Origin of the sequence: Streptomyces bugieae (assembly GCF_036352915.1) — a bacterium.
Taxonomy (GTDB): domain Bacteria; phylum Actinomycetota; class Actinomycetes; order Streptomycetales; family Streptomycetaceae; genus Streptomyces; species Streptomyces endophytica.
In genome coordinates this window covers 160,630-185,442 of the sequence record NZ_JAZBJP010000010.1, presented here as the reverse complement: position 1 = coordinate 185,442, position 24,813 = coordinate 160,630, and the positions used below count along the sequence as shown (strand labels likewise).

General features: G+C 73.0%; 24 protein-coding genes. 12 read left to right on the top strand and 12 right to left on the bottom strand.

Going from position 1 to position 24,813, the window contains the following annotated elements; all coding sequences use genetic code 11:
- Window positions 1-5 precede the first annotated feature (5 nt).
- The gene (locus V2J85_RS19145) at window positions 6-1,970 is read right to left on the bottom strand and encodes a helix-turn-helix domain-containing protein (protein WP_261955566.1); all 1,965 of its coding nucleotides are present in this window, start codon (window positions 1,968-1,970) and stop codon (window positions 6-8) included.
- Window positions 1,971-2,253: 283 nt separating this feature from the next.
- On the opposite strand from V2J85_RS19145, the gene V2J85_RS19140 reads away from it, so the two are divergent.
- Together V2J85_RS19140 and pabB are read left to right on the top strand one after the other, a co-directional pair.
- Window positions 2,254-2,964: a 50S ribosomal protein L11 methyltransferase gene (locus V2J85_RS19140; protein ID WP_261955565.1), complete on the top strand. Its 711-nt coding sequence runs from the start codon at window positions 2,254-2,256 to the stop codon at window positions 2,962-2,964.
- Window positions 2,964-5,048: an aminodeoxychorismate synthase component I gene (pabB, locus tag V2J85_RS19135; protein WP_330822282.1), complete on the top strand. Its 2,085-nt coding sequence runs from the start codon at window positions 2,964-2,966 to the stop codon at window positions 5,046-5,048. Before V2J85_RS19140 ends, pabB begins: the two co-directional genes overlap by 1 nt.
- Before the next feature lie 12 nt (window positions 5,049-5,060).
- On the opposite strand, the gene V2J85_RS19130 is transcribed toward pabB, so the two are convergent.
- From V2J85_RS19130 to V2J85_RS19105, 6 genes are all read right to left on the bottom strand, one after another.
- Complete coding sequence (locus V2J85_RS19130) at window positions 5,061-6,176, bottom strand: transaldolase family protein (protein ID WP_261955563.1); 1,116 nt, start codon at window positions 6,174-6,176, stop codon at window positions 5,061-5,063.
- A gap of 231 nt (window positions 6,177-6,407) precedes the next feature.
- Window positions 6,408-7,637, bottom strand: a complete 1,230-nt coding sequence (locus V2J85_RS19125) for an MFS transporter (protein WP_330822281.1) — start codon at window positions 7,635-7,637, stop codon at window positions 6,408-6,410.
- A complete protein-coding gene (locus V2J85_RS19120; protein ID WP_261955561.1) occupies window positions 7,637-7,912 on the bottom strand; it encodes a helix-turn-helix domain-containing protein in 276 nt (91 codons plus the stop codon). The genes V2J85_RS19125 and V2J85_RS19120 overlap by 1 nt, the downstream gene beginning before the upstream one ends.
- A 206-nt stretch (window positions 7,913-8,118) precedes the next feature.
- Window positions 8,119-9,093, bottom strand: coding sequence for an amidohydrolase family protein (locus V2J85_RS19115; RefSeq protein WP_261955560.1), 975 nt, complete (start codon window positions 9,091-9,093; stop codon window positions 8,119-8,121).
- A gap of 38 nt (window positions 9,094-9,131) precedes the next feature.
- Window positions 9,132-9,620, bottom strand: coding sequence for a cupin domain-containing protein (locus tag V2J85_RS19110; RefSeq protein WP_261955559.1), 489 nt, complete (start codon window positions 9,618-9,620; stop codon window positions 9,132-9,134).
- 41 nt (window positions 9,621-9,661) lie between these two features.
- The gene (locus V2J85_RS19105; RefSeq protein WP_261955558.1) at window positions 9,662-10,420 is read right to left on the bottom strand and encodes an SDR family NAD(P)-dependent oxidoreductase; all 759 of its coding nucleotides are present in this window, start codon (window positions 10,418-10,420) and stop codon (window positions 9,662-9,664) included.
- 242 nt (window positions 10,421-10,662) lie between these two features.
- Here V2J85_RS19105 and V2J85_RS19100 point away from each other — a divergent pair, with 242 nt between their 5' ends.
- Complete coding sequence (locus tag V2J85_RS19100) at window positions 10,663-12,120, top strand: MFS transporter (RefSeq protein WP_261955557.1); 1,458 nt, start codon at window positions 10,663-10,665, stop codon at window positions 12,118-12,120.
- Between the two features lie 71 nt (window positions 12,121-12,191).
- Here the strand turns inward: V2J85_RS19100 and V2J85_RS19095 are convergent, their stop codons facing one another.
- On the bottom strand, window positions 12,192-12,872 hold the full coding sequence (locus tag V2J85_RS19095; protein WP_261957420.1) for a TetR/AcrR family transcriptional regulator: 681 nt from the start codon (window positions 12,870-12,872) through the stop codon (window positions 12,192-12,194).
- Window positions 12,873-12,943: 71 nt separating this feature from the next.
- On the opposite strand from V2J85_RS19095, the gene V2J85_RS19090 reads away from it, so the two are divergent.
- Window positions 12,944-14,053: an FAD-dependent oxidoreductase gene (locus V2J85_RS19090; RefSeq protein ID WP_330822280.1), complete on the top strand. Its 1,110-nt coding sequence runs from the start codon at window positions 12,944-12,946 to the stop codon at window positions 14,051-14,053.
- A 224-nt stretch (window positions 14,054-14,277) separates the two neighbouring features.
- On the opposite strand, the gene V2J85_RS19085 is transcribed toward V2J85_RS19090, so the two are convergent.
- A complete protein-coding gene (locus tag V2J85_RS19085) occupies window positions 14,278-14,475 on the bottom strand; it encodes a hypothetical protein (RefSeq protein WP_330822279.1) in 198 nt (65 codons plus the stop codon).
- A 174-nt stretch (window positions 14,476-14,649) separates the two neighbouring features.
- Here V2J85_RS19085 and V2J85_RS19080 point away from each other — a divergent pair, with 174 nt between their 5' ends.
- Genes V2J85_RS19080 through V2J85_RS19070 form a run of 3 tightly spaced genes read left to right on the top strand, consistent with a single transcriptional unit; the run spans window position 14,650 to window position 16,150 of the window.
- Complete coding sequence (locus V2J85_RS19080) at window positions 14,650-15,462, top strand: DUF5753 domain-containing protein (protein WP_261955554.1); 813 nt, start codon at window positions 14,650-14,652, stop codon at window positions 15,460-15,462.
- Window positions 15,459-15,671 (top strand): DUF397 domain-containing protein, encoded by a 213-nt coding sequence (locus V2J85_RS19075; protein ID WP_315975448.1) that lies wholly within the window; start codon window positions 15,459-15,461, stop codon window positions 15,669-15,671. The genes V2J85_RS19080 and V2J85_RS19075 overlap by 4 nt, the downstream gene beginning before the upstream one ends.
- Window positions 15,668-16,150, top strand: coding sequence for a hypothetical protein (locus V2J85_RS19070; protein WP_330822278.1), 483 nt, complete (start codon window positions 15,668-15,670; stop codon window positions 16,148-16,150). Before V2J85_RS19075 ends, V2J85_RS19070 begins: the two co-directional genes overlap by 4 nt.
- A 75-nt stretch (window positions 16,151-16,225) precedes the next feature.
- On the opposite strand, the gene V2J85_RS19065 is transcribed toward V2J85_RS19070, so the two are convergent.
- The 3 genes from V2J85_RS19065 to V2J85_RS19055 all read right to left on the bottom strand — a co-directional run bounded on the left by V2J85_RS19065 (window position 16,226) and on the right by V2J85_RS19055 (window position 19,375).
- Window positions 16,226-17,431, bottom strand: a complete 1,206-nt coding sequence (locus V2J85_RS19065) for an MFS transporter (protein ID WP_330822277.1) — start codon at window positions 17,429-17,431, stop codon at window positions 16,226-16,228.
- Window positions 17,432-17,481: 50 nt separating this feature from the next.
- Complete coding sequence (locus tag V2J85_RS19060; protein ID WP_261955551.1) at window positions 17,482-18,267, bottom strand: arylamine N-acetyltransferase family protein; 786 nt, start codon at window positions 18,265-18,267, stop codon at window positions 17,482-17,484.
- An 85-nt stretch (window positions 18,268-18,352) separates the two neighbouring features.
- The gene (locus V2J85_RS19055; protein ID WP_261955550.1) at window positions 18,353-19,375 is read right to left on the bottom strand and encodes a 3-oxoacyl-ACP synthase III family protein; all 1,023 of its coding nucleotides are present in this window, start codon (window positions 19,373-19,375) and stop codon (window positions 18,353-18,355) included.
- A gap of 260 nt (window positions 19,376-19,635) precedes the next feature.
- Here V2J85_RS19055 and V2J85_RS19050 point away from each other — a divergent pair, with 260 nt between their 5' ends.
- From V2J85_RS19050 to V2J85_RS19030, 5 genes are read left to right on the top strand one after another with little or no spacing between them, the layout of a single operon-like run.
- Complete coding sequence (locus V2J85_RS19050; RefSeq protein ID WP_330822276.1) at window positions 19,636-20,805, top strand: 3-deoxy-7-phosphoheptulonate synthase; 1,170 nt, start codon at window positions 19,636-19,638, stop codon at window positions 20,803-20,805.
- Between the two features lie 57 nt (window positions 20,806-20,862).
- Window positions 20,863-21,636, top strand: coding sequence for a 2,3-dihydro-2,3-dihydroxybenzoate dehydrogenase (locus tag V2J85_RS19045; protein WP_261957418.1), 774 nt, complete (start codon window positions 20,863-20,865; stop codon window positions 21,634-21,636).
- 29 nt (window positions 21,637-21,665) lie between these two features.
- Window positions 21,666-22,310 carry an isochorismatase family protein gene (locus V2J85_RS19040; protein ID WP_261955548.1) on the top strand — a complete coding sequence of 215 codons (645 nt, stop codon included), beginning with the start codon at window positions 21,666-21,668 and terminating at the stop codon, window positions 22,308-22,310.
- Entirely contained in the window at window positions 22,307-24,211 is a 1,905-nt protein-coding gene (locus V2J85_RS19035) for an anthranilate synthase family protein (protein WP_330822275.1), read from the top strand. Before V2J85_RS19040 ends, V2J85_RS19035 begins: the two co-directional genes overlap by 4 nt.
- On the top strand, window positions 24,208-24,540 hold the full coding sequence (locus V2J85_RS19030) for a YdhR family protein (protein WP_261955546.1): 333 nt from the start codon (window positions 24,208-24,210) through the stop codon (window positions 24,538-24,540). Before V2J85_RS19035 ends, V2J85_RS19030 begins: the two co-directional genes overlap by 4 nt.
- Window positions 24,541-24,813 lie beyond the last annotated feature (273 nt).

The window sequence follows — 24,813 nt, the reverse complement described above, 5'->3', positions numbered from 1 at the left end:
GGGCCTCAGGGCAGCGGGCGGTGGACCGGCGGCGGTGCCGCGGGCCCGTCGTCGTACGGGCGGAGCGCGCCGCGCACCCGCTGGAGGCGCAGGGCGAGCTGGATCTCCAGGGTCTGGGCGGGCTTCTGCCAGTCCGGGCCGAGGAGTTCGGTGATCCGCTCCAGGCGCCGGGAGACGGTGTTGGGGTGGACGTGCAGCACCTCGGCCGCGTACGTCGGGCTGCCGCCGGCGTCGAAGTACGCCTCCAGGGTCTGCACGAGCTGGGTGAACCGCTGGGCGTCGTAGGCCAGCACCGGGCCGATGGCGTCCTCGATGAAGCCGGAGACGTCCCGTACGTCACCCAGCAGTACGCCCAGGAAGCCCAGGTCGCGGGCGGAGGCGGTGGTGCCGTGGCAGTCCAGCGCGGCCAGCGCGTCCAGACATCGCATCGCCTCCTGGAACGCCGGGCGCACCGGCTCCAGGCCGGTGAACGGGCCCGCGGCGCCGACCGTGACGGGGTGGTCGAGCAGCGGCGTGAGCGCGTCGGAGACCGCCTTGGCGGCGGCGCCCGCGTCCTCGCCCGGCAGCAGCAGCGAGATCACCCCGTCCCGGATGCTGCGCAGCCCGCCCATCCGGTAGGTGTACGACGAGGCCCAGATCAGCGCCCGGCCCTGGGCGCCGCCCTCGGGCCGGGCCACCACCACGACGTGCGGCCGGCCCAGGTCGATGGAGAGCCGGCGGGCCCGCTCCTGGAGTTGCTCGGTCTGCCCGTGCGGGACGGTGAGCAGATCGTCGAAGAAGGCGTCGCGGATCTGGCTCTCGGCGATGGTCGTGCTGCGCAGCATCAGCTGCATGACGGCGGCGGTGCGGGCGGTCTGCTCCAGCAGCCGCTGATCGACCTCGGCGGTGCCGGACGGCCGGACCACGAGCGTGCCCAGGTCCTCGGCGCCGGCCGCGACCGGGGCGACCCAGGTGCCGTCCGGCAGCCGGGCCGGCCGGTGGTGGTGGTGCGCGTCGAGGGCGGCCCGGGCCAGCACCTCGGGCTCCGGGCCGGGCCGTTCGCCGGCCGGGGCGAGGGTGGCCCCGTCCGGCCCGACGACCAGCACCGCGGCCTCCAGCTCCTCACCGGCCAGCTGGGCCAGGGCGTGCAGATCGCCGCCCTCCAGCAGCAGTCCGGTCAGCCGGGCCTGCGCGTCCTGGCCGCGTAACGCCTCGGCCAGGCCGGACTTGGCCGCGGACACGGCGAGTTCGAGCTCGGCGATCTCGGCCTGGACGGTGTTGAGGGTGCGGGACTTCTCGATCGCCACCGCCGCCAGGTCGGCGAGCGAGGTCATCAGCGCGATCTCGTCCGGGGTGAAGTGCCGGACCTTGCGGTCGGCGCAGTACAGCACCCCGAGGAACGAGTCGGCGTGCCGCAGCGGGACCGCCAGGACCGCGCGCAGCCCCTCGGCGCGCACCACCCCGTCGATGAGTTCGGAGTGCGCGATGCGCTCGTCGGAGAGGTAGTCCGGGCTCCAGAACGGGGCCGACCCGCCCTGGACGTCCGAGGTCAGCCCGGACGCGCCGGGCACCGGCATGCCCTCGGTCAGCGCGGTGGTCTGGCCGTCCGCGGTGTGGACGTAGAAGTCGCCGCCCGGGTCGCCGTCCGTCTCGGCCGGGAAGCTGATGTAGGACATGTCCACGTGCAGCAGCAGCCGGGCCCGCCGGGTGATCACCTTCAGCAGCGCGTGGAGCGTGTACGGGAGGGTGAGGTCGCGGGCCGTCTCGACCAGGGCGTTGAGGCCGGCCTCGCGCTGTTCGCGGTGCTGGAAGAGGGCCTGGACGCGTAACCCGAGATCACGGGCGCGGGAGAGCTGGGCGAGGTGTTCGGCCGGGGCGCCGGCGGTCCGGGCCTCATGGACGAGGGCGTCGAAGGCGCTGGGCGGGGCTTCCTGCGCGAGCAGTTCGAGGACGGCGACCACTTCGGCAGCCGTCTCAGGACGCGAAATCACAAACAACCCCCCCGCATGGCGAATCCCCCTTCGCGCCTGGACCGAACGTAGAGGGTCGGGCCGGGGCAGTCAACGTTGGACTGAGCCAATGGCTCGAAGGAAGACGTTTACCCAGCGGACCTGGAACAAATCCGTCCGGTCGAGGGTGTTCAGGACACCGGCCGGGGCCCCGGAGTGTGTTGTCCGGTGACCTTCTGGCCAAAGGTCTGCGTGGGACAGAGTGGGCACCCGGTGCGGCAAGAGAGCCGTACCGGCCACAATGTCAACGGCACGGGGGACCATGATGCGTGCAGCAGTACAGGACTACACCCGCTCGCTCGAACGCAGTGAGCGCGCCCGCACCCGCGCGGACCGGCCGAGCGTCTTCACCCTCCGGGGCCGCGAATGGGACCTCCTCGACGAGGTCTTCGCCCCCAACTACGCGCCCTCCAGCGGTGTTTCGCTGGAATTCCTCGGCTGCTTCGAGGAGGTGCAGCTGCCCCGCCGCGGCTCCCTGCTGGAAATCGGGTCGGGCACCGGCGTCGTCGCGGTGATGGCGGCGCTGATGGGCTGCGACCGGGTGGTGGCCTCCGACATCAACCCGCAGGCCGTGCGCAACACCGCCCGCAACGCCCGCCGGCACGGCGTCGACGACCGGCTGCGCGCCGTCTACAGCGACCTCTTCGCGGCCCTGCCCCCGCACGAGCGCTTCGACCTGGTCTTCTGGCACTCCAACTACGTGCTCGCACCGGCCGATTACCGCTACCGCACCGCCCAGGAATGCGCCTACGTCGACCCCGGCTACGAGGCCCACCGCCGGTACCTCGCCGAGGCACCCCGGTGGACCACACCGGGCGGCAGCGCCTACCTCCACTTCAGCAGCCGCGGGGACCTGGACGTGCTGTACGGCCTGGCCGAGGAGACCGGCCGGAAACTGCTCACCCGGCGCCGACGGGAGATCCAGGACGGCCCGGACACCGTCGAGCACCTGCTCCTCCAGGTGGTGGCCGCCTGATGCGCATCCTCCTGGTCGACAACTACGACTCCTTCACCTACAACCTCGTCCACCAGATGGCCGACGTCACCGGCGAGCAGCCGGTGGTGATCCGCAACGACGACCCGGACTGGCGCCCCGAGATGCTCGACGACTTCGACGCCGTCGTGCTCTCGCCCGGGCCCGGAACCTCGGAACGCGCCGCCGACTTCGGCATCTGCCGCGAGATCGTGCAGACCTGCGAACTGCCGCTGCTGGGCATCTGTTTGGGCCACCAAGGCCTGGCCCACTGGTACGGCGGCACCGTCCGCCGCGCCCCCGAGCCCCGGCACGGCCGCACCTCCCCCGTACTCCACGACGGCACCGGACTGTTCGCCGGCATCCCCTCGCCCACCGAGGTCGTGCGCTACCACTCGCTGACCGTCACGGACCTGCCCGCCGAACTGGAGGCGACCGCCTGGACCCCGGACGGGGTGCTGATGGCGCTGCGCCACCGCCACCGCCCCCTGTGGGGCGTCCAGTTCCACCCCGAGTCCATCTGCACCGCGGACGGCCACCGGCTGATCCGCAACTTCGTCGAGCTGGCCCGCGCCCACCGGCCGGCCCGGCCACGGGCGTCGCTCACCCCCGCGGCCCCGCCGGCCGCGGACGACGCCCGCCCGCCGCGCCGCCTGGAGGTCCTGGTCGAGACCGTGCCCACCCGCGCGGCCGACGAGGTGGTCTTCGACGCGCTCTTCCGCGGCGGGCCGTACGCCTACTGGCTGGACGCCTCCCGCCAGGACGCCGGCCGCGGACGGTTCTCCGTCATGGGGAACGCCGCCGGCCCGCTCGCCCGGGTCGCGCACGCCGACGTCACCACCACCACGGTCACCGTCACCGGCGCGGGCACCACCACGGTCAGCCACCAGCCGTTCCTGGAGTGGCTGGACCGCGACCTGCGCGGCCTGGACGTCCAACGGCCCGAGCTGCCCTGTGACTTCGCGCTCGGCTGGGTCGGCTACCTCGGCTACGAGCTCAAGGCGCAGTGCGGCGGCGAGCGGGCGCACCGCTCGACGGAACCGGACGCCACCATGGTCTTCGCCGACCGCGCCGTCGTCCTCGACCATCTGCACGGCACCACCTATCTGCTCGCCCTCGCCGAGGACGGGCACGCGGACGCCGCCCGCACCTGGCTCGCGGACACCGCCCGGCGGATCACCGCACTGGCCGGCCGCACCCCCGCCCCGCCGGCCGCCCCGCAGCCGCTGCGTGACCTGCGGCTGCGGCACGACCGGGCGCGGTACCTCCGGCTGATCGAGGAGTGCCAGGAGGAGATCGCCGCCGGCGAGACCTACGAGGTGTGCCTGACCAACATGGCCGAGGCGGACGGGGACCTCGACGCCTGGGACGCCTACCGGACGCTGCGGCGGGTCAGCCCGGCGCCGTTCGGGGCGCTGCTCGCCTTCGGCGGGACGGCCGTACTGAGCACCTCGCCGGAACGGTTCCTCCGCGTCGGCGCGGACCGGATCGCCGAATCCCGGCCCATCAAGGGCACCCGGCCGCGCGGCGCCACCCCCGCCGAGGACGCCGCGCTCCGCGACCAGTTGCGGGCCGACGAGAAGGACCGCTCGGAGAACCTGATGATCGTCGACCTGGTCCGCAACGACCTGGGCCGCTGCGCCGAACCGGGCAGCGTCCGGGCCGACGACATCTTCCGCGTGGAGAGCTACGAGACCGTGCACCAGCTCGTCAGCACCGTCCGCGCCCGGCTCCGCCCGGAACGCTCGGCGGTGGACTGCGTCCGGGCCGCCTTCCCCGGTGGCTCGATGACCGGTGCGCCCAAGATCCGCACGATGCGGATCATCGACCGGCTGGAGGGCGGACCGCGCGGCGTCTACTCCGGGGCGATCGGCTACTTCTCGCTCTCCGGCGCGGCGGACCTGAGCATCGTCATCCGCACCGTCGTGCTCACCCCGGGCCGGGTCCGCTACGGCACCGGCGGCGCGATCGTCGCGCTGTCCTGCCCCGAGGCGGAGTTCGAGGAGACCGCGGTCAAGTCGGCGCCCCTGCTGGCCCTGACCGGCACGGACTTCCCCGGCCGCCGGCCGGCCCCGCAGCCCGCCTGACCACGCCACCGGTCAGCCGACCGGGCCGCCCAGGAGCTTGCCGATGCGTTCGCGCAGTTCCTCCCAGGCGGCCCGGCGGTCGGCCAGCCAGGCCCGCTCCAACTCGCCCGCCAACTGCCGCAGGCAGATCCCGAACTCGGTGAGCACGGCGAGGTCGAGGCGGGCCGAGACGTGCCGGCCGGAGAGCGTGTCACCGCTCAGCAGGGCCCGCCGGGACACCGCCTCCAACGTCCGCCGGGTCAGCGCGCTGGTCACGCCCCAGGCCACCAGGCCGTCGGCGTAGCGGGTGTCCGGGCCGGCCGGACCGTGCGCCTCGGTGGCGGTCCACACCAGCCGCGGCGGCCGGGCACCCGCCGCGGCCAGCGCGCGCCAGCGGTCCTGGGCCAGCCCGCGCTCGTACGCGTGGTAGACCAGCCGGGCGTGGGCGAGCGCGGTACGGCCCATGGGCGGGCGGCCGGCCGGCGCGCCGGCCGCGGCGAGCCGGGCGTCGACCGCGGCGTCCAGCGGGGCGACCGGCAGCGAGACGGCCGTGTGGACGCCGTCGAGCCGCAGCCCGGCCCGGCGGGCCCGCTCCAGACCGGTGAACAGGGCCTCCTGGACCTGTTCGTAGCGGTGCACGGAGAAGACCGGGGTGACGTCCACGCCGATGCCCTCGCCGACCAGCTCGCCGATCGCGCCCAGCGACTCGTCGGTGGCCGGCAGCTTCAGCAGCAGATTGGGCCGGTCCACCGCCCACCACGCGGCCCGGGCCTCCGCGGCCAGGGCGCGCTCGACGACCGGCACCGGGTCGGCGGACACCAGCCCGGACCGGCCGCCGCTCGCCCGGTAGCGGCGCAGGAAGACGTCGCAGCCCCAGCGGGCGTCGACGGCCAGCAGCCGGCGGGCCGCCTCGTCGGGGCGGCTGCCGCGCTCGGTGAAGTCGTCGAGCTGGGCCCGGTAGGCCGGCCCGGACACCGCGTCGAGGAGGTCGTGGCCCGACGTGGTCAGCCCGGACAGCGGCCGTTTCGACGCCATCCTGGCCAGTTCGCCCGACGCCAGCAGGTCCCGTTCCAGGCCGTCGAGCCAGAGCGAAACTCCCTCACCGCACAGGCGTTGAAGACCGTCGCGGGTGTGCTGTCGCATCGTCATGGGGCTCGGCTCTCCCTTCACGGCAACGCACGAGGGCAGGCGGCCGGGCGTTCCGGGGGATCGGGGACGGGGGACGGACGAAGGAGCGGCGGGGGAGGGGCGGGAGGGAGAGGCGGGGTCGGGGGGAACGGCGGTGCACGGCAGGGACCGGGGGGAGGACGGCAACGGGTACCGCCACCGGTCTGCTTCGACGATAGGGCGCAGGTGAGCGGCCCGGCAGCGGACGAACGGCTACTTCGTCAGGTGCCGTGCGGCGCCGGCGAGCAGCGCCGTCAGTACCGCGGCGAACCCGGCCAGCATCCCGAACAGCGCGGTGAGCGCGCCCCGTTCGACCAGCGGGGCGGCCAGCGCCACGCCCGCGGCGCAGGCCAGCACACCGGACATGGCCAGCACCGATGCGGCGGTACCGCGGGCGCCGGGCGCCAGCAGCCGGGGCGCCCAGGTCTGCAGGGTGGTGTGCAGCGGGCCCCAGGCCAGGCCCAGCAGGACGGCCGCGGCGAACACCACCGGCACGGCCGGGCGCACCGCCAGCAGCACCGTCGCCAGCAGCCCCGAGGCGCCGCCCGCCGCGAGCAGCACCCGCGGTCGGCCGCGCCCGGGCAGGTGCCGCACCGCGACCGAACCGGCGCAGACGCTCGCGCCGTACACCACCGTGACCAGCAGCCCGGCCCGGTCGCCGGCGCCGACCGCGGTCAGCGTGGGGGCGAGCAGCGCGGGCACCCCGAGCAGCACCAGCCCCTCGGCCACGCCGAGCCCGGCCAGTGTCCACAGCCCGCGGGTCCGCAGCAGACGCAGCGACCGCAGCCGTGGGCCGCGGGCCCGTACGGGAGCGGGGGCGGCCATCGGCGGCAGCGCGCGGGTGTGCCGGGCCAGCACCGCGGCGAGCAGGGCGACCACCGCGAACACCGCCCGCCAGCTGGTGAATCGGGCCGCGAGACCGGCCAGCAGCGGGGCGCCGACGGCGACCGCGGAGGTCAGGGTCATCATCCGGGCATAGGCGCGCCGGCGGTCGGCGAAGGCGCCCAGGGCGTCGTGGTAGAGCCCGGCGCAGGGCGCGACCGCGGCGAAGCCGGCGCCGCAGGCGGCCCGGGCGGCGACCCACAGCCGCGGATCGCCGGCCACCGCGGCCACCGCGGCGGACAGCGCGGCCACCGCCAGCCCCCAGCGCAGCGCCCGGCGCGGGCCGAACCGGTCGGAGAGTCGGCCCCAGAGCGGCAGCGCCAGGCCCTGGCCGAGGGAGTAGGCGCCGATCGCGGCCGTGACGGTGGCCAGGTCCGTGTGCAGCGCGGCGGCGAGCACCCCGAGCAGGGGCGCGGTGAGGTGCCAGTCGGCGTTGCCGACGGCGGCCGCGAGATGGAGGGACGGCAGCCCGGCAGCCGTACGGCCGGCGGGCGCGGTCCCGGGTGCGGGCCGCGCGGCGGCGGGCGCGGCCTGCGGGGAGAGCTGCGTGGTGGTGGACACTACGCGGCCTCACGGCCCTCGCCGGCGCCGGGGACGTCATGGAGCACCACGTACCGGGTCAGCTCCACCCGGGAGCCGATGTCCAGCTTGGTGAAGGTGTGCCGTAAGTGGGTGTCGACGGTGTGCGGCGAGATGCCCAGCCGCCGGGCGACCGCGCGGTTGGTGAGCCCCTCCGCGACCAGCCGGGCGACCCGCAGCTCGGCCCGGGTGAGGCTGTCCCACCCGAAGGCGCGGGTGCCCGTGCGCCAGGTGCTGGAAAACGACTGAGTGGACATCGAGGAAATCCCGTCCGTGAATGCGGCGGCCCGGTGAATTCAGGGGTGAGGTAGATCGATTGCCGGGAATTCACCGGGGCGTGAGAACGACTGATCCACCGCCGAGTCTCGGCGCGGACGGGAAGGTGCGACAACGCGGGCGCGCCCACTCCGTCAAGTGGGCGCGACTAGGTCAACTCCGCGGTTGTCCGGGCGTTCCTGCGAGGTCAGCCGGAGAGTGCCGCCAGCCGCGGGAAGAGGGCGAGGGCGTTGGTGCGTCCGACGGCCGCCCGCTCTTCCTCGCCCCAGCCGTCGTATTCCGCGAAACCGGCGGTGTTCTCCGCGGTGTGCGCGGCCGGCATGAACGGGAAATCGCTGCCGTAGAGGATCCGCTCCGGATCGGCCAGCTTCTGCAGCGCCGGCAGGGCGAATTCATTGGCGGACATCGCGATGTCGTAATAGAGCCGGCGCAGGGTGCCGATGACGTCCGCGGGCGCCCGCTCGGTGAGGTACCGGCCGATGGTCGGCCCGTACGTCAGCCGCTGCGCGAGGAACGGCAGGGTGCCGCCCGCATGCGACACGATCATCTTCAGCTCCGGCAGCCGGTCCAGCACCCCGTTGAACAGCAGGCTGGCCACCGTGCGCGTGGTCTCGAAGGTGAACTCGTAGAGCGACGGCGGCAGATCGAAGGTCGCCAGGTCCCGGGTGGGCGGGGTCCCGGGGTGCACGTGCACCGGCACCCCGCGCTCGGCCAGCTCGGCCAGTACCGGCTCGAACGCCGGGTCGCCCAGGTAGCGCCCCTGGTAGCTGGTCAGCACCCCGGCGCCGTCCAGCTTCAACTCGTCCACCGCGTAGGCGAGTTCGTCCTTGGCGGCGGCCGGGTCGGACAGCGGCAGCACCGCGAAGGCCGCGAACCGGTCCGGGTGCGCCTCGATCAGCCCGGCGAAGTACTCGTTGACCGTACGGGCCATCCGGCGGGCCGCGGACGGGTCCTCGTCGCCGTCGAGGAAGGTCACGCCGGGTGCGGTGATCGACAGCACCGCGGTGGCGATCCCGTTGCGGTCCATCACCGCGAGGCTTTCCTCCGGCGTCCAGGTCGGATAGTCGACCCCCGGAATCGCCACCCGGTTCCCCAGTGCTTGCGCGTAGGCCGGCGGAATCGCGTGGTGGTGGACGTCGATCAGCGGCGGCAGGCGGTTCATGTGCGGTTCCTCTCGCTTACGGTGTGCGGGCCACGGCGTCAGACGTATGTCGCGCCGTACTTCTCGACGATCCGCATCGCGTTCGCCACGTCGTTCTCGTACTGCTCCGGCGGGGGCGGCGGGGTGTCCTCGTCCGCCGGGGTCCCGACCTCGGCGAAGAACTGCTCGACCCCGCCCGGGAGGAACATGATCAGCATCTTGCAGGGCTGGTCGGAGACGTTCTTGAAGCCGTGCACGGTGCCGTGCGGCACGAAGACGAACGACCCCGCCTCGGCGGTCAGTTTCCGGTCGCCGTTGAGCAGCTCCAGCTCCCCTTCGAGGAGGTAGAACGCCTCGTCCTCCTTGTGGTGGATGTGCGGCGGCGGCCCGCCACCGGGCGGCACGATGCCCTCCATCAGGCCCAGCGCCCCGTTCGTGGTGTGCACATCGGCCTTGATGGTGTAGCGGTCGCCGAAGACCCAGCGGCTCAGACCCGCGCCCGGCGGTACGTAGATGGCCCGCGGCGCCCGCGGATGCGAAAAGCTCATGATGCCCTTCCCGGTGAGGGGTGTCCGTTCCCGTGGGGTGCCTAGGCGCTGACGCCGCCGTCGAGGACCAGGTCGTGTCCGACCGCGAACCCGGACTCCGCCGCGGCCAGCCACAGCACCGCGGAGCTGCACTCGTCCAGCGTCCCGGCGCGGCCCAGCGGCAGCCCGTTCGCCATCCGCTCGGCCCGCTGCGCCTCGGTCTCGCCGGGCAGCAGCGGCCACAGCGGGGTGTCGATCGGGCCAGGGCTGACCGCGTTGATCCGGATGCCGTCGGCGATGTACTCCTTCGCCGCGGTGCGGGTCAGCTGGGAGACCGCGGCCTTGGTCGCCGAGTAGGCGCCGAGCCCCGGCAGCGTCACATGCCCCAGGTTGGAGGCGTTGTTGACGATGACCCCGCCGCCGTGCTCCTTCATGAAGCCGATTTCGTGCTTCATCGACAGGAAGACACTGGTGAGGTTGGTGGCCAGGATCCGCGCGAACTCCTCGTCCGGGACGTCCGCGAGCGGGCCCGCCGTGAAGGTGCCGGCGTTGTTGAAGGCGATGTCCAGCGCGCCGTGCCGCTCGGCCGTGGTCGCCACGACCCGCGCCACGTCGGCCGGCACGGACACGTCCGCCACCACCGCCGACGCGGTACCGCCCGCGCTCTCGATCAGCTTCACGGTGTGCTCGATCGTCGCGGCCGTCCGCCCGGTGACCACCACCGTGGCCCCCTCCCGGGCGAAGGCCAGCGCCGTGTTGCGGCCGATGCCCGAACCGCCACCGGTGACCAGGGCGACCTTCCCGGCGAAACGCGCTGCCATGGGGAACTCCTCACGTCGTCATGCGGGTCGGTGCCGCAACTGATGCGTCCCCGGCCCGACTTGGATGGTCCGGTCCGGCCACGGGGCCGGACCGGCACCCCGACACTGGCCGGTTTCCGCCCGCCGGACATCCCCGGAACACGTGATGCGGAGCGCCCCCGCCCGGCGGGACGCTGGCCTGCAGTCCACCCCTCGCGCACGAGCGGGTTCCGCAACGTCCCCTGCCTGACCGGGAGTTCCGCATGACCGACATCGCCGACACCCACCTCCGGGCACGTCCCGGGGCCGGCGGCCGGGAAGGACCCGCCGCCCGGCCCCCCTGGGCGGTCTTCTTCCTGCTCGCCGTCATCCAGTTCATGGTCATCCTGGACGGCAGCATGGTCGTCTCGGCCATTCCGTCCATCCAGCGCGACCTGGACTTCTCGCCGTCCTCCATCGCCTGGGTGCTGGACGCCTACATGCTGGCGTACGGCGGCTTCCTGCTGGTCGGCGGCAAGGCCGCGGACAGCTTCGGACGCCGCCGGCTGTTCTGCGCCGGACTGGTGCTCTTCACCGTCGCCTCGCTCGCCTGCGCACTGTCCGCCGACTCCTGGCAGCTGATCGCCGCCCGGGTCGCCCAGGGCCTGGGCGCCGCGCTGGTCTCACCGGCGGCGTTCGCACTGGTCACCGACCTCTTCGAGGAGGGCCCGGTACGCAACCGGGCCATGGTGCTGTGGGGCGGCATGAACGGCGTCGGCGGCGCGGCCGGTGTGCTGCTCGGCGGTCTCTTCTCCGCCGTCGCCTGGCAGCTCGCCTTCCTGATCAACATCCCGGTCGGCGCGATCGTCCTCCTCCTGGCGCTGCGCAAGCTCCCCAAGGGCCGCCCCACCGCCACCGGCGGCATCGACCTGACCGGCGCGCTGGCCTGCACCGGCGGCCTGACCCTGGTCATCTACGCGGCGGTCCGCGGCGGCGCCCAGGGCTGGCTGGCGCCCACCACCCTCCTCGAACTCGGCGGCGCCGTCGTCCTGTTCGCCGCGTTCGCGCTACGCCAGCGCACCGCCCGCACCCCCCTCGTCCCGCGCGTGCTGTTCCGGATGCCGAACGTCGTCCTGGGCAACGCCGCCAACCTGCTCGCCGGCGCGATCCTGCTCGGCGGCTTCACCGTGGCCAGCCTCTACCTCCAGCAGGCGCGCGGCCTCGGCCCCGTACCGGCCGCGGCCCTGCTCGTCCCGCCGAACGTCGCCGCGCTGGTCGCCTCCCAGCTGTCCGGCCGGCTGATCACCCGGATCGGCGCGGTCACCACCCTGCTGGTGACCCTGCTGGTGCAGGCCGCCGCGGCCGCCTGGTGGGCACTGGCCCTGGACGCCCACGCCCCGCTCCTGACCGCGTTCGTCCTGCCCTCCATGGTGTGGTGCGCGGCGCTCGGCGCGGCCCTGCCGTCCCTGTACGTGGTGTGCACCGGCGGCCTCACCGAGGACGTCGCGGGCAGCGCGTCGGGCTGGGTGCAGACGACGATGGCGGCCGGCAACGCGATCGGCGCCGCGGTGCTCACCGCGGTCGCCGCCGAGCACACCGCGTCCCTGGCGTCCCCCACCGGCGCCGCCGCCCTCACCTCCGGCTACGCCACGGCCCTGTGGGTGGCCGCCGGACTCGCGGTGGCGGGCACGCTGTTGACGGTCCGGCTGCGGCTGCGGCGCGAGGTGCCGGCGACGGCCTGACGCATCCGTTGCGGGGGAGGGGACGCCACGGCGTTCCCTCCCCCTTCGGGCTCCGGCCCTTCGGCCGCGCGTCACCTGGAGATGCGGGCCTCGATGCCGTCGAGCAGGAAGTCGAGGCCGATCCGGAAGGTGTGGTCGGCGTCCAGGTGGGCGGCATCGCGCACCACCGTGGCCAGCGCGGGGAAGCGGCCGGTGGCGAAGGTCCGCTCCAGATAGGGCCCGAGTGAGGCCTGCCAACGCTTCTCGTCCATGCCGGTGGCCCGCTCGGCACGCCGCTCGGCGATCTCCCGACGCACCGCGCCGATCACGTACGCGTCGACCGCGGTGACCACCGGCATGACGTCGTCCACCTCGACGCCGCCCAGCGCGGCCACCACGGCCTCCCCCCTGGCCAGCGCGTGCGGCCCGAGCTGCGGTCGCCCACCGAGCAGATCGGCGAGCCATTCGTGCTCGTGAGCGGCCTGCCGGGTGGTTTCGGCGAGAGACCGCAGCACCTCCCGCCAGTCGTCTCCGACCGGCCGGATCTCGGCGTGCACCGCGTCGACCATCAGGTCGAGCAACTCCTCCTTGCCGGCGATGTAGTTGTACAGCCGCATCGGCCCGACGCCCAGCACGGTGGCGACCTTGCGCAGCGACACCGCCTCCAGGCCGTCCGCGTCGGCCAACTGGATCGCGGCTCGCACGATCCGCTCCCGGTTCAGCGGGGCCGGCACGGGGCGATTCGGTGGCTCCGGCCTCTCCCACACCAACATGCCGCTCACCATACATTGTATTGACCGATACAGTGTATCGGTCAATACGGTGTATCGAAGGGGAGGCGACCATGACCATCGCCATCGTCGGAGCCGGCCTCGGCGGCCTGGCTCTCGCCCGTGTGCTGCACGTGAACGGCATGGATTCCGTCGTGTACGAACGTGAATCGTCACGCGGCGCGCGCGGCCAGGGCGGCATGCTCGACATCCACTCCGGCCAGCGGGCGCTGCGCGAGGCCGGCCTGATCGACCAGTTCCACGCGATCGCCCGTGGTGAAGGCCAGGACATGCGCCTCCTGGAGCCGGACGGCACCCTGCTGCTCCAGGAGGACACGCCCGACGATGCCCCGCTCGACCGACCCGAGGTCGACCGCGCCGATCTGCGCGACCTGCTGCTGGATTCCCTGCCCGAAGGCGTGGTGCGCTGGGGGCACGCGTTCACCTCCGCCGGCGACGGCCGGCTGCACTTCGCCGACGGCGGCAGTGCCACGTATGACCTGCTGGTCGGCGCGGACGGCGCGAACTCCCGGGTCCGCCCGCTGCTCACCGACGCCCGTCCGGCGCACATCGGCCAGAACGTCGTCGAGGTCGGCATCCCCGACATCGACCGCACGCACCCCGACCTCGCGGCGATGGTCGGGCGCGGGACCTACTGGGTGCTCGGCGACGGGATATCCCTGGCGGCGCAGCGCAACGGCGACGGCCGCGTCCGCATCGGCATCAGCTTCCACCACACCGCCGAGGACTGGTTCGCCACCAGCGGGATCCCGTTCGACGACCCGGCCGCCGCCCGGGCGCGGCTGATCGAACTGCTCCCCGGCTGGGACGCACGGTTCACCGCGCTGATCGCCGCCTGTGACGACACGGTCGTACCGCGGTCGATCACCACTCTGCCGGTCGGCCTGACCTGGCCGTCGGCGCCGGACGTCACACTGCTCGGCGACGCCGCGCACCTGATGCCGCCGGTGGGAGAGGGCGCCAATATGGCGCTGCTCGACGGGGCCCTGCTCGGTCTCGCGCTGGCCGCGCACCCGGACGACTTTCCCGCCGCCGTCAAAGAATACGAACGCGAGATGTTCGAGCGCACCGGTGCCGCCGCCCGGATGTCCGCGGACATACACGCATTGCTGACGTCACCGGACGCCGCCCGGAAAATGCTCGCATTCTTCCAACCTCGCTGAACGCGGCCGAATACAACGGGGCGCGCCCCGGCGCGCTGCGGGTGTTCACGACCGCCTCCCTGAGGCGCTCGACGGCTCGCCGCCGTGTTGCGGCCGATGACGCCGGAGCAGTACGCGGCAGTCGACCGCCTTGGAGAAGTCGCCCGCCCGTTCCGCCGCTGCCGCCGCGCGGAGCAGCTCGGCGCAGGTGGCACAGCCGGCGGCCGGTCCGGTCTGCGGCGCGGTCACGTACGGTCCGCCCTTCCGTGCGGATGCCCGGCGATGACCGCGTTGCAGCTCCGGACGGCCAGGCGGTGCCCGTCCGCACGGGCCTTCTCCCGTTCCTGCGCGAGCGCCCGGCACACATCGCAGGCCGCCACGGGTACGGGTTCGAGCTCGGGCCCTGCCGGGGCCACGGGGGTGGGGACTGTGTACTCCGCCATCCGAATCCTCACTCTGTGTTGCCGTTCGGTCACCAGGATGGGGTGAAGGTGGGTACCGTGGAAGGGATTTCAGCGCCCAACCTGGGTGTTGGTCAGGGAGGGATATGTGCGCGTTAGTGAGCTGTGTGAAGGCCGATGAGCGGGCCATGACCAGGCCCGCGGTCAGGGGGACTCGTGGATGACGAGCAAGACCCCCGGCAGCGCTTCGCGGAGGAGTGCCGCAGTGCCCGTGATCTGTTTCCGGAACGGCGCCTGAACCAGACGGAGTTGGCCCGCATGGTCCGGGTGTCCAAGTCCACGATCAGCCGGGTGGAGATCTGCGAGGGCCCGATCCCGCCGGATCTGCCACCGCTGCTGGACCAGGTCTTCTCGACGGACGGCCTGTTCAAGCGGCTCTACGAGCAGATCGCCGCGGGATCGTTCCCGGCCCACTCACGGCGGCGGATGGTGCTGGAGCCGAGAGCTGTAGCGATTTCAGCCTGGTCGCCGACGGTGGTCCCCGGATTGCTGCAGACGGGAGCCTATGCGCGGGCGCTGTTCAGAGCCGGTGATCCCCGTGCCGGCGAACGAGAGCTGGTGCACAAGGTGGGGGCCCGGCTGGCACGCCAGGACATCCTGCGCGGCAGTTCCCCACCGGACTTCTCCGTCGTCATCTGCGAGTCGGTGCTCCGTCGCAACGTCGGAGGTCCGGAGATCATGCGCAATCAGCTCGCCGCTTTGCTGCTGGACGGCAGTCAGCCGACCACGGTCCTGCAGGTCCTTCCCTTCAGCGCCGAGACGCATGGCCTGATGGATGGCTCCCTGTCGATACTGACGATGCCGGACGGCGGAACTGTCCTCTACACGGAGGGCATCAGGTCGGGAGCCATCATCGAAGAAGCGGCCACAGTACGGCAGTTGTCGCGGGCCTACGATGTGCTCAGGGCGTCAGCGCTCTCCCGTGACGCGTCCGCCGACCTGATCCGCGAGCTAATGGAGGCATCGTGACCCTGCCCGGGCGACACCCATGGGTCAAGTCCAGCTACAGCAGCCAAGACGGCGGTGACTGTCTGGAGTGGTCGCCGGGGTATGCCAGGGCTCAGGGTGGCGTCCCTGTCCGGGACAGCAAGACCCCGGACGGTCCGTCGCTGATGTTCGGGACGGCCGCCTGGGCCGCATTCATCTCCCGTGTGCGGAAAGGGGAGTTGAGCACATGACCACCATCGCCGTCACCGGGCACATGGACCTCAGCGAGGGCACCGTGCCGCAAGTGCGGGAAGCCATCCGGGGGCTGCTGCGGGAGCACGCTCGTGGGGAGCTGGTCGGGGTTTCCTGTCTTGCGCGGGGGGCCGACACGGTGTTCGCCGAGGCGGTCGTCGAGGCCGGGGGGCGGCTGGTGGCCGTCGTTCCTTCGCTGGACTATCGGGAGGCGAAGGTCACGGCCGATCACGCGGCCGCGTTCGATCGGCTGGCGGCGGCCGCGGAGGTGGTGACCATGCCGTACGACGTGGCCGACCGGCAGGCGTACGAGGCGGCCAACGCGGAGTTGCTGAAGCGGGCCGAGCGGCTGGTGGCGGTGTGGGACGGTACGCCGCCCAGCGGCAAGGGGGGCGGCACCGCGGACACCGTGGAGCAGGCGCGGGCGCTCGGGCTGCCCGTGGATGTCGTCTGGCCGGAGGGGGCCGAGCGCGCGTAACGGACGGAACGGAGACGCAGGCCCCGCGGACCGCTGTCCGCGGGGCCTGCGTCGTGACGGGCCCGGCGTTCGTCCCTACGCCGTGCCCGCCTCCACCGGCTCGTTGGGAGCCGGGGTCGGTGCCGCGGCCGCGGCCGGTGCCGGGGTGCGGGACCGGAGCCAGCTGCGGGTGCCCAGGGCCGTGGCCAGGAGGACCAGGACGGCGCAGGCGAGGGTGACGGCGCGGACGTCGAAGGTGTCGATGACCCGGCCGCCGTACCAGGAGCCCAGCGTGGCGCCGACCTGGAGGGCGGAGACGTTCACCGTGACCGCCAGCGTGGGCGCCTCGGCGGCGGCGCTCAGGACGCGGCCCTGGAGGGCCGGCAGGATCGCGAAGGTGGCGACGGCGAAGAGGAAGAAGAACGCCCAGGCGAGGGCCGTCACGGGGGCGACGACCCAGAACAGCGCGCTGGTCACCGTGAGCGCGGCGAGGGTGCCGGCGAGCGTCGGCAGCAGCGCCCGGTCGGCCAGCCGGCCGCCGATCCAGTTGCCGAGGATCGAGCCGATGCCGTAGACGACCAGCATCACCGGGACGGAGGCCGCCGGGAATCCGCCGACCTGGGTGGCCAGCGGCACCATGTACGTCACCACGGTGAAGAAGCCGCCGGTGGCCAGCGCGGTGGTCAGGATGCCGATGCGGATCTCCTTCTTGGTGAAGACCCGCAGTTCGTCGCGGACGGAGGTGGGGGTGCCCTCCGCGCCGCCGGGGATGAGCACCGCGAGCAGCACGACGCAGACCAGGGACAGCGCCGCGGTCGTACGGAACGGGGCCTGCCAGCCGAACTGCTGGCCGATCAGGGTGCCCAGCGGGACGCCGAGGACCGAGGCGAGGTTGAAGCCGAGCAGCACCTTGGAGACGGCCGAACCGGCCTTCTCCGGCGGCACCAGGCTGGCCGCGACGACGAAGCTCGCGGCCGCGAACGTGCCGTGCGAGAGGGCGGCGACGATCCGGCCGACCACCAGCACGGCGTAGTTCGGGGCGAAGGCCGCGATCACGTTGCCGACCGTGGCGGTGACCATCAGGGCGAGCAGCAGGCTGCGGCGGGACATCCGGGTGGTCAGGCCGGTGACCAGGGGGCCACCGAAGACCACCGTCGCGGCATAGGCCGTGATGACCAGACCCGCGGTCGGGATGGACACGCCCAGCCCGGCGGAGAGGTCTTCGATCACCCCGCCGGGCAGCAGCTCGCCGGTGCCGATGACGAAGAGCGACATGGTGAGGGCGAAGAACTTCAGGAACATCAGGGTTCTCTCTCTGGGCGGGGCCCGTGAGGAAGGAGAGCGGGGGGCGGTCAGCCGGCGGGGACCGGCGGGGTGGGCAGGGCGTCGAGGTCGAAGCCGAAGTGCGTGCGGTAGGCGGCGAACACCGCCTCGTCGTCGGCGAGTTCCTCCTTGGTGCGGGTGCCGTCGACGACCTGGACGAGCTTGCGGCCGCTGAGGGTGACCCGGCCCCGCGACGTGGGGCGGGTGCAGAACAGCTGGGTGAGGAACGGGGAGTCGTCGGCGCTGCGGAACCACCACAGGGTGGGCCGGAAGTCGTCCACCGTGCGCGAGCGGGTCTCGAACCGGTACTGGTGGGAGCCGTTGCGGTAGACGTCGAGGTCGCCGTCGGCGGCCTCGCGGAGCTCGAAGGTGCCCTGCGGGTCCTCCTGCGGCGCACGGGAGTCGAGGCGGAGCGGGTGGCGGAAGCCGCGGCCGTAGCCGACGTCGACCAGCCACGGCTCGGGGGAGTCCTCGGCGATCACCCTGAGTATCAAGTGGCCCATGAGCGGGCCGAGTTCGCCGTCCTCCAGGACGCGGCCGGCCATGACGGTGACGTCGTAGCCGAGGGCGCGCAGGACCTCGGAGAACGCGCCGTTGAGCTCGTAGCAGCCGCCGCCGCGCCGCTGTTCGGTGATCTTGGGTAGGGCGTCCGCGCCCATGTTGATGGGCAGCCGGAGGTTGAAGTCGATGTTCTCGAAGGGGATGGAGAGGACGTGCCGCTCGTGCAGTTCGCGCAGGGCGGCGACGGTCGGGCGCTCGGGCCGCTTGGTGCCCATGCGGTGCAGATAGGCGTCGACCGCCTCGGGGGTCAGCATGACGGGGCTCCTCGGGATCGCGAAGGGAGGGGTGGGGCGGCCGGCGGTCCGGGGTGACCGGCCGGGTCGGGCGGATCGGCAGCGATCAGCAGCGGACCAGGGCCAGCCCCGCCGCCATGCCGCCGCCGAAGCCGGCCAGCAGCGCCAGGTCGCCGGGGCGTACCGCGCCGGAGGCGACGGCGGCGTCGAGGGTGACGGGGACGGAGGCGGCACCGGTGTTGCCGTAGTCGGCCACGGTCGTGTGCAGGCGGGCGTTGGGCAGCCCGAGGGCGTCCGTCAGCTCGTCGAGCATGATCGCGTTGGCCTGGTGGGGTACGAGGTGGTCGATCTCGTCCGGCCGGACGCCGGCCCGGCGCAGCATCTCGTGCACGGCCGGCGGGACGTGCTCGGCGACGAACTCGCGCACCGCACGCCCGTTCATCCGGAAGTAGTGGGAGCCGTCGGCGAGGGTCTCCTCCGAGGCCGGGCGGCGGCTGCCGCCGGCGGCCACCTCGATCAGGTCCCGGTAGGCGGGGAAGGTGGCGAGGTGGGTGGCGAGCACGCCGCGGCCGGCGTCGGTGGGTCCCAGCACCGCGGCGCCCGCCCCGTCGCCGAACAGCACCGTCGTCCGGCGGTCGGTGCGGTCCAGGATCCGCGAGTAGACGTCCGCGCCGATCACCAGCGCATGGCCGCCGGAGGCCAGCAGGGTGCGCTGCACCACGGACAGCGCGAAGACGAAACCGCTGCACACGGCGTTGAGGTCGAAGGCGGCGGTGGCCGGGGTCGCCCCGATCAGATCGGCGACGACGGCGGCGGTCGGCGGCTGGGGGGTGTCGGGGGTGGAGGTCGCCACGACGACCAGCGACAGATCGCGGGCGCTGATGCCGGCGTTCTTGAGCGCGGCCCGGCCGGCCGCCGCGGCCAGGTCGCTGGTCGCCTCGTCGGGCTTGGCCCAGCGCCGGGCGCGGATACCGGTCTTGCGCACGATCCAGGCGTCGTCCACGCCCGCGGGCTCGCCGGCCTCGTCGTTGCCGACCACATGGCCCGGGAGATACGAGCCGGTGCCCAGCACGCCGACCGGCGACTGCCCGCCGGGCGGGCGGCCGTGCGCTGTCGTTGCCAATGTCATCTCGCATCCTTCGTCGGGTGAGAAGAACGTGCGGTGATTTCCCGGTCAACGATGGCGAGGCCGCTGAATGAGCGTCAATTTGCGGCGTATTACTTTGTCAACTGGCCGACACTTTGTCATTACCCGGACCGGAAACGGACGCTGTGCGGCAGGACTCACTTGACTGAGTCCCGGAATCTGCATTGGTGTTCGACTATTACGCGCCACAGACTTCCCGGTGCGTGGCTATCTGCTGCCGCTGATTAATCGGGAGGAATGAAGTGCGTAGTCTGGAACGCCTGCATTCGTTGCCGGCGGAACAACAGCCGGATTGGCCGGACACCGGAGCGCTGGAGACCGTGCGCGAGGAACTCGCGCGGGCCGAACCGCTGGTGCGCGCCGCGGACGTGCGCGAACTGCGCGGGCTGCTCGCCCGGGCCGCGGCCGGTGAACTCCAGGTGATACAGACCGGCGACTGTGCCGAGGACCCGGCCGAGAGCACCCCCGGCGACGTCGCGCGCAAGACCGCGCTGCTGGACATGCTCGCCGGCACCATGAAGCTCAACACCGACAAGCCGGTCATCCGGGTCGGCCGGATCGCCGGGCAGTACGGCAAGCCCCGCTCCCGGCCCACCGAGGTCGTCGGCGGCGTCGAACTGCCCGTCTACCGCGGCCACATGGTCAACAGCCCCGAGCCCGACCCGGAGCTGCGCCGCCCGGACCCGGGCCGGATGCTCTCCGGGCTGAGCGCCGCCCGGCAGGTCACCGAGCAGCTCGGCTGGACCGGCGCGGCCCGCCGGCGCGGCGTCGAGGCACCGGTGTGGACCAGCCACGAGGCGCTGCTGCTCGACTACGAACTGGCCATGGTCCGCGCGCAGGAGGACGGCGGACTGCTGCTGACCTCGGCGCACTGGCCGTGGATCGGTGAGCGCACCCGCCAGGTGGACGGCGCCCACGTCGCACTGCTCGCCGCCGTCGAGAACCCGGTGGCCTGCAAGGTCGGCCCGAGCATGACGCCGGACGGGATCCGTCAGCTGTGCGAGCGCCTCGACCCGCACCGCGAGCCGGGCCGGCTCACCCTGATCGCCCGGATGGGCGCCGACGCGGTCCGCGCCGAACTGCCCGGGCTGGTCCGCGCGGTACGCGCGGCCGGACACCCGGTGATCTGGCTGACCGACCCGATGCACGGCAATACCGTCACCGGCCCGGTCGGGCTGAAGACCCGCTGCGTGGAAACCGTCATCCGCGAGGTGACGGAATTCCAGAGCGCGGTGTCCGAAGCGGGCGGAGTGGACGGCGGACTGCATCTGGAAACCACCCCGGACCAGGTCACCGAATGCGGTGTCGGGGCGGACGGGTTCCCCGGAATAGGGGAGAAGTACACGACGCTTTGCGACCCCCGGCTCAATCCGTCCCAGGCGGTCGCGGTGGCCGCTGCCTGGCGTGGCTGACCGGCCCCGGAATTTCGCGTCGCAGCACGCAATGGAGGTAGCGAGAACATGTCAGGTATGGAAGGCAAGGTCGCCCTCGTCACGGGGGCGGCCGGCGGGATAGGCGCGGCGGTCGTACGGTCCCTCGGCGAGCGCGGCGCGGCGGTGGCCGCCGTCGACCGCGACGCGGAGCGGCTGGCCGACGTGGTCGACAAGCTCCGGGCCGACGGCCTTCAGGCGGCGGCGTTCCCCGCGGACGTCACCTCCAGCGCCGAGGTCGAGGCGGTGGTGGACCGCGTCGAATACACCCTCGGCCCGCTGGACTTCCTCGTCAACGCCGCCGGTGTGCTGCGGCTCTCGGAGGCCCGCGCGCTCACCGACGAGGACTGGGCGGTCACCTTCGCGGTCAACACCACCGGCGTCTTCTTCGTCTCCCGCGCCGTGGTCAACCGCATGATCGGCCGCGGTGGCGGCGGCGCCCTGGTCACCGTCGCGTCCAACGCGGCCGGCACCGCGCGGGTGGAGATGGCCGCCTACGCCGCCTCCAAGGCCGCCGCCACCATGTTCACCAAGTGCCTGGGGCTGGAGGTGGCCAAGGAGGGCATCCGCTGCAACCTGGTCGCCCCCGGCTCCACCGAGACCCCGATGCTCAGCTCGATGTGGCACGACGAGTCCGGGCCGCGCGGCACCATCGACGGCCACCCCGACGCCTACCGGGTCGGCATCCCGCTGGGCAAGATCGCCCGCCCCGAGGACGTGGCGGACGCGGTGGCCTTCCTGCTCTCCGACCAGGCCGCCCACATCACCATGCACGACCTCACGGTCGACGGCGGCGCCACGCTCGGCGTCTGACCGTGGGCCCCAGAGCCCCTGGAGGAACCATGGCGGGGATCCCCCCGATCGAGCCCTACCCGATGCCCGGCCCGGGCGACCTGCCCGGCAACACCGTCGACTGGACCGCCGACCCGGACCGGGCCGTGCTGCTCGTCCACGACATGCAGCGCTACTTCCTGCGGCCGCTGCCCGCGACCGTACGCGACGCGCTGGTGAGCAACGCCGCGCTGCTCCGCGACCGCGCCGCCGAACTGGGCATACCGGTCGCCTACACCGCCCAGCCCGGCGGGATGACCGAGGAACAGCGCGGCCTGCTCAAGGACTTCTGGGGCCCGGGCATGACCCCCGGGCCCGAGGACCGCACCGTGGTCGCCCCGCTCGAACCCCGGCCCGGCGACTGGGTGTTCACCAAGTGGCGCTACAGCGCCTTCCACCAGTCCGACCTGCTCGCCCGGATCCGGGAGACGGGTCGCGACCAGCTCCTGATCTGCGGGGTGTACGCGCACGTCGGAGTCCTGATGAGCGCCGTCGAGGCGTTCACCCACGACATCCAGCCGTTCCTCGCCGCCGACGCGGTCGCCGACTTCTCGGCCGCCGACCACCGGATGGCCCTGGACTACGCGGCCCGGCGCTGCGCCGCCGTCGCCACCACCAAGGAACTCCTCACCCACCTCGACGGGGGGCACCGATGACCGACGACCTGCTGGCACGCGTACTGGCCTCGCCACCACCGGCGTTCGCGCTGCTGCACCGCCCCGAGGCGACCGGCCGCGGCCTGCTGGAGGTGATCCGCGGCACCGCGTCCACCGTGGACACCCTCGCCGGCATCCCGCTGCCGGACGGGCCCGCGGCCGGCGGCCGGGACGACGCCGGCGCCCGGCACGAGGTGCTCGCCCTCATCCCCTACCGCCAGCTCGCCGAGCGCGGCTTCGACGCCCCCGACGACGGCGCACCACTGATCACCCTCACCGTCGAGGAACAGGACACGGTGCCGGTCGCCGAGGCGCTGGCCCGCATCCCCGACGTCCCGATCACGCTGTCCGACGGGGCGTTCGACGTCGACGACGACGCCTACGCGGCCACCGTGCGCCGGATCATCGCCGAGGAGATCGGCACCGGCGAGGGCGCCAACTTCGTCATCAAGCGGTCCTTCGTCACCGACATCACCGACTACGGGCCGCACAGCGCGCTGACCTTCTTCCGGCGGCTGCTGGAGCGCGAGGCCGGGGCGTACTGGACGTTCCTGGTGCACACCGGCGGGCGGACGTTCGTCGGCGCCTCGCCGGAGCGGCACATCAGCGTGCACGGCGGCAAGGCCGTGATGAACCCGATCAGCGGCACCTACCGCTACCCGCCCGCCGGGCCCACCCTGCCCGAGGTCATGGACTTCCTCGCCGACCGCAAGGAGGCCGACGAGCTGTACATGGTCGTCGACGAAGAGCTGAAGATGATGGCCCGCATCTGCGAGTCCGGCGGCCGGGTCGTCGGGCCGTACCTGCGGGAGATGGCCCGGCTCGCGCACACCGAGTACTTCATCGAGGGCCACACCACCCGCGACGTGCGGGAGATCCTGCACGAGACGCTGTTCGCGCCCACCGTCACCGGCAGCCCCCTGGAGAGCGCGGCCCGGGTGGTGGCCCGCTACGAGCCGGCCGGCCGCGGCTACTACAGCGGCGTCGCCGCCCTGATCGGACGGGACGCGGCCGGCGGCCGCACGCTCGACTCGGCGATCCTCATCCGGACCGCGGAGCTCGACCCGCGCGGCCGGGTCCGGATCGGCGTCGGCGCCACCCTCGTACGCCACTCCGACCCGCTCTCCGAGGTCGCCGAGACCCGCGCCAAGGCCGCCGGGCTGCTGTCCGCACTGGCGGAACCGGGACGCGGGCGGTTCGGCGGACACGCCACCGTGCAGGCGGCGCTGGCCGAACGCAACGCCACCATCGCCGGGTTCTGGCTCGCCGCCGAGGAGGACCGGACCGGCCGGGCCGTCGCCGGGCTCAGCGGCCGGCGGGTGCTGGTCGTCGACGCCGAGGACACCTTCACCTCGATGATCGACCACCAGCTGCGCTCCATGGGCCTCACGGTGACCGTACGCCGCTTCGACGAGCCGTACTCCTTCGACGGGTACGACCTGGTGGTGATGGGGCCCGGCCCGGGCGATCCGCGGGAGACCGGCCACCCCAAGATCGCCCACCTGCGGACCGCGATCAGCCAACTCCTCGACGAGCGGCGGCCGTTCCTCGCGGTCTGCCTCAGCCACCAGGTGCTCAGCACCCTGCTCGGCCTCGACCTGGTCCGCCGCGCGGTCCCCAACCAGGGCGTCCAGCGGACCGTCGACCTCTTCGGCGACCGGGTGCGGGTCGGGTTCTACAACACCTTCGCCGCGCACAGCACCGAGGACAAGGCGGAGACCCCGGCCGGGGTGGTCGAGATCAGCCGGGACCCGGAATCCGGCGAGGTGCACGCGCTGCGCGGACCCGGATTCGCGTCGATGCAGTTCCATTCGGAATCCGTGCTGACCGAGGACGGCGTCCGCATCGTCAGCGGACTGCTCGCCGAAATCCTGGCGCAGAAGGAGGCGATCGCCCGGTGAAAGCGGTCATCGCCTGGTGGGACCTCGCGGAATCCGACCAGACCCCGCGAACGCTGAGGGAATTCCTGCGGGACGAGGCGGTCGAACGCTTTTCCCGGTGGCCCGGGCTCCGGATGAAATTCTGGATCTCGGACGCCGGGGGCGGCGGCTGGGGCGCGGTCTTCCTGTGGGAATCGGAGGCGGCCGCGAGCCGGCCGCTGCCCACCCGGGCCGCCGAACTCATCGGCTACCCACCCACCGTGGTGCACCGCTTCCACGTCGAGGCGGCCACCGAGGGGGAGCACACCATCCCCGACCTGACCGGGCTGGGACTCGCCTTCGCACGGTGACCGGCCGGGTACCGCCGGAAACCGGAACGCCCCGAATCCAGCACCCACGGAATATCAGCGATCCCGGAAAACCGCCGCGGCGCCGGGCCGGAAGAAACCCTTCCGGGCTGCGCGCCGCGGCCTTTCCGGCCCGGCCACCCGCGGCATCTGACGGAGTACCGGGCTTTTGACGGAGTGCCGTTGCCACCGTTGTCCGAAAAGGCGGCCGGCAACCAGAGTTCATGCCACGGCATCCCGCCGGCTGCCGCCGGCCCAGCGGAAACAGGAGAAGCA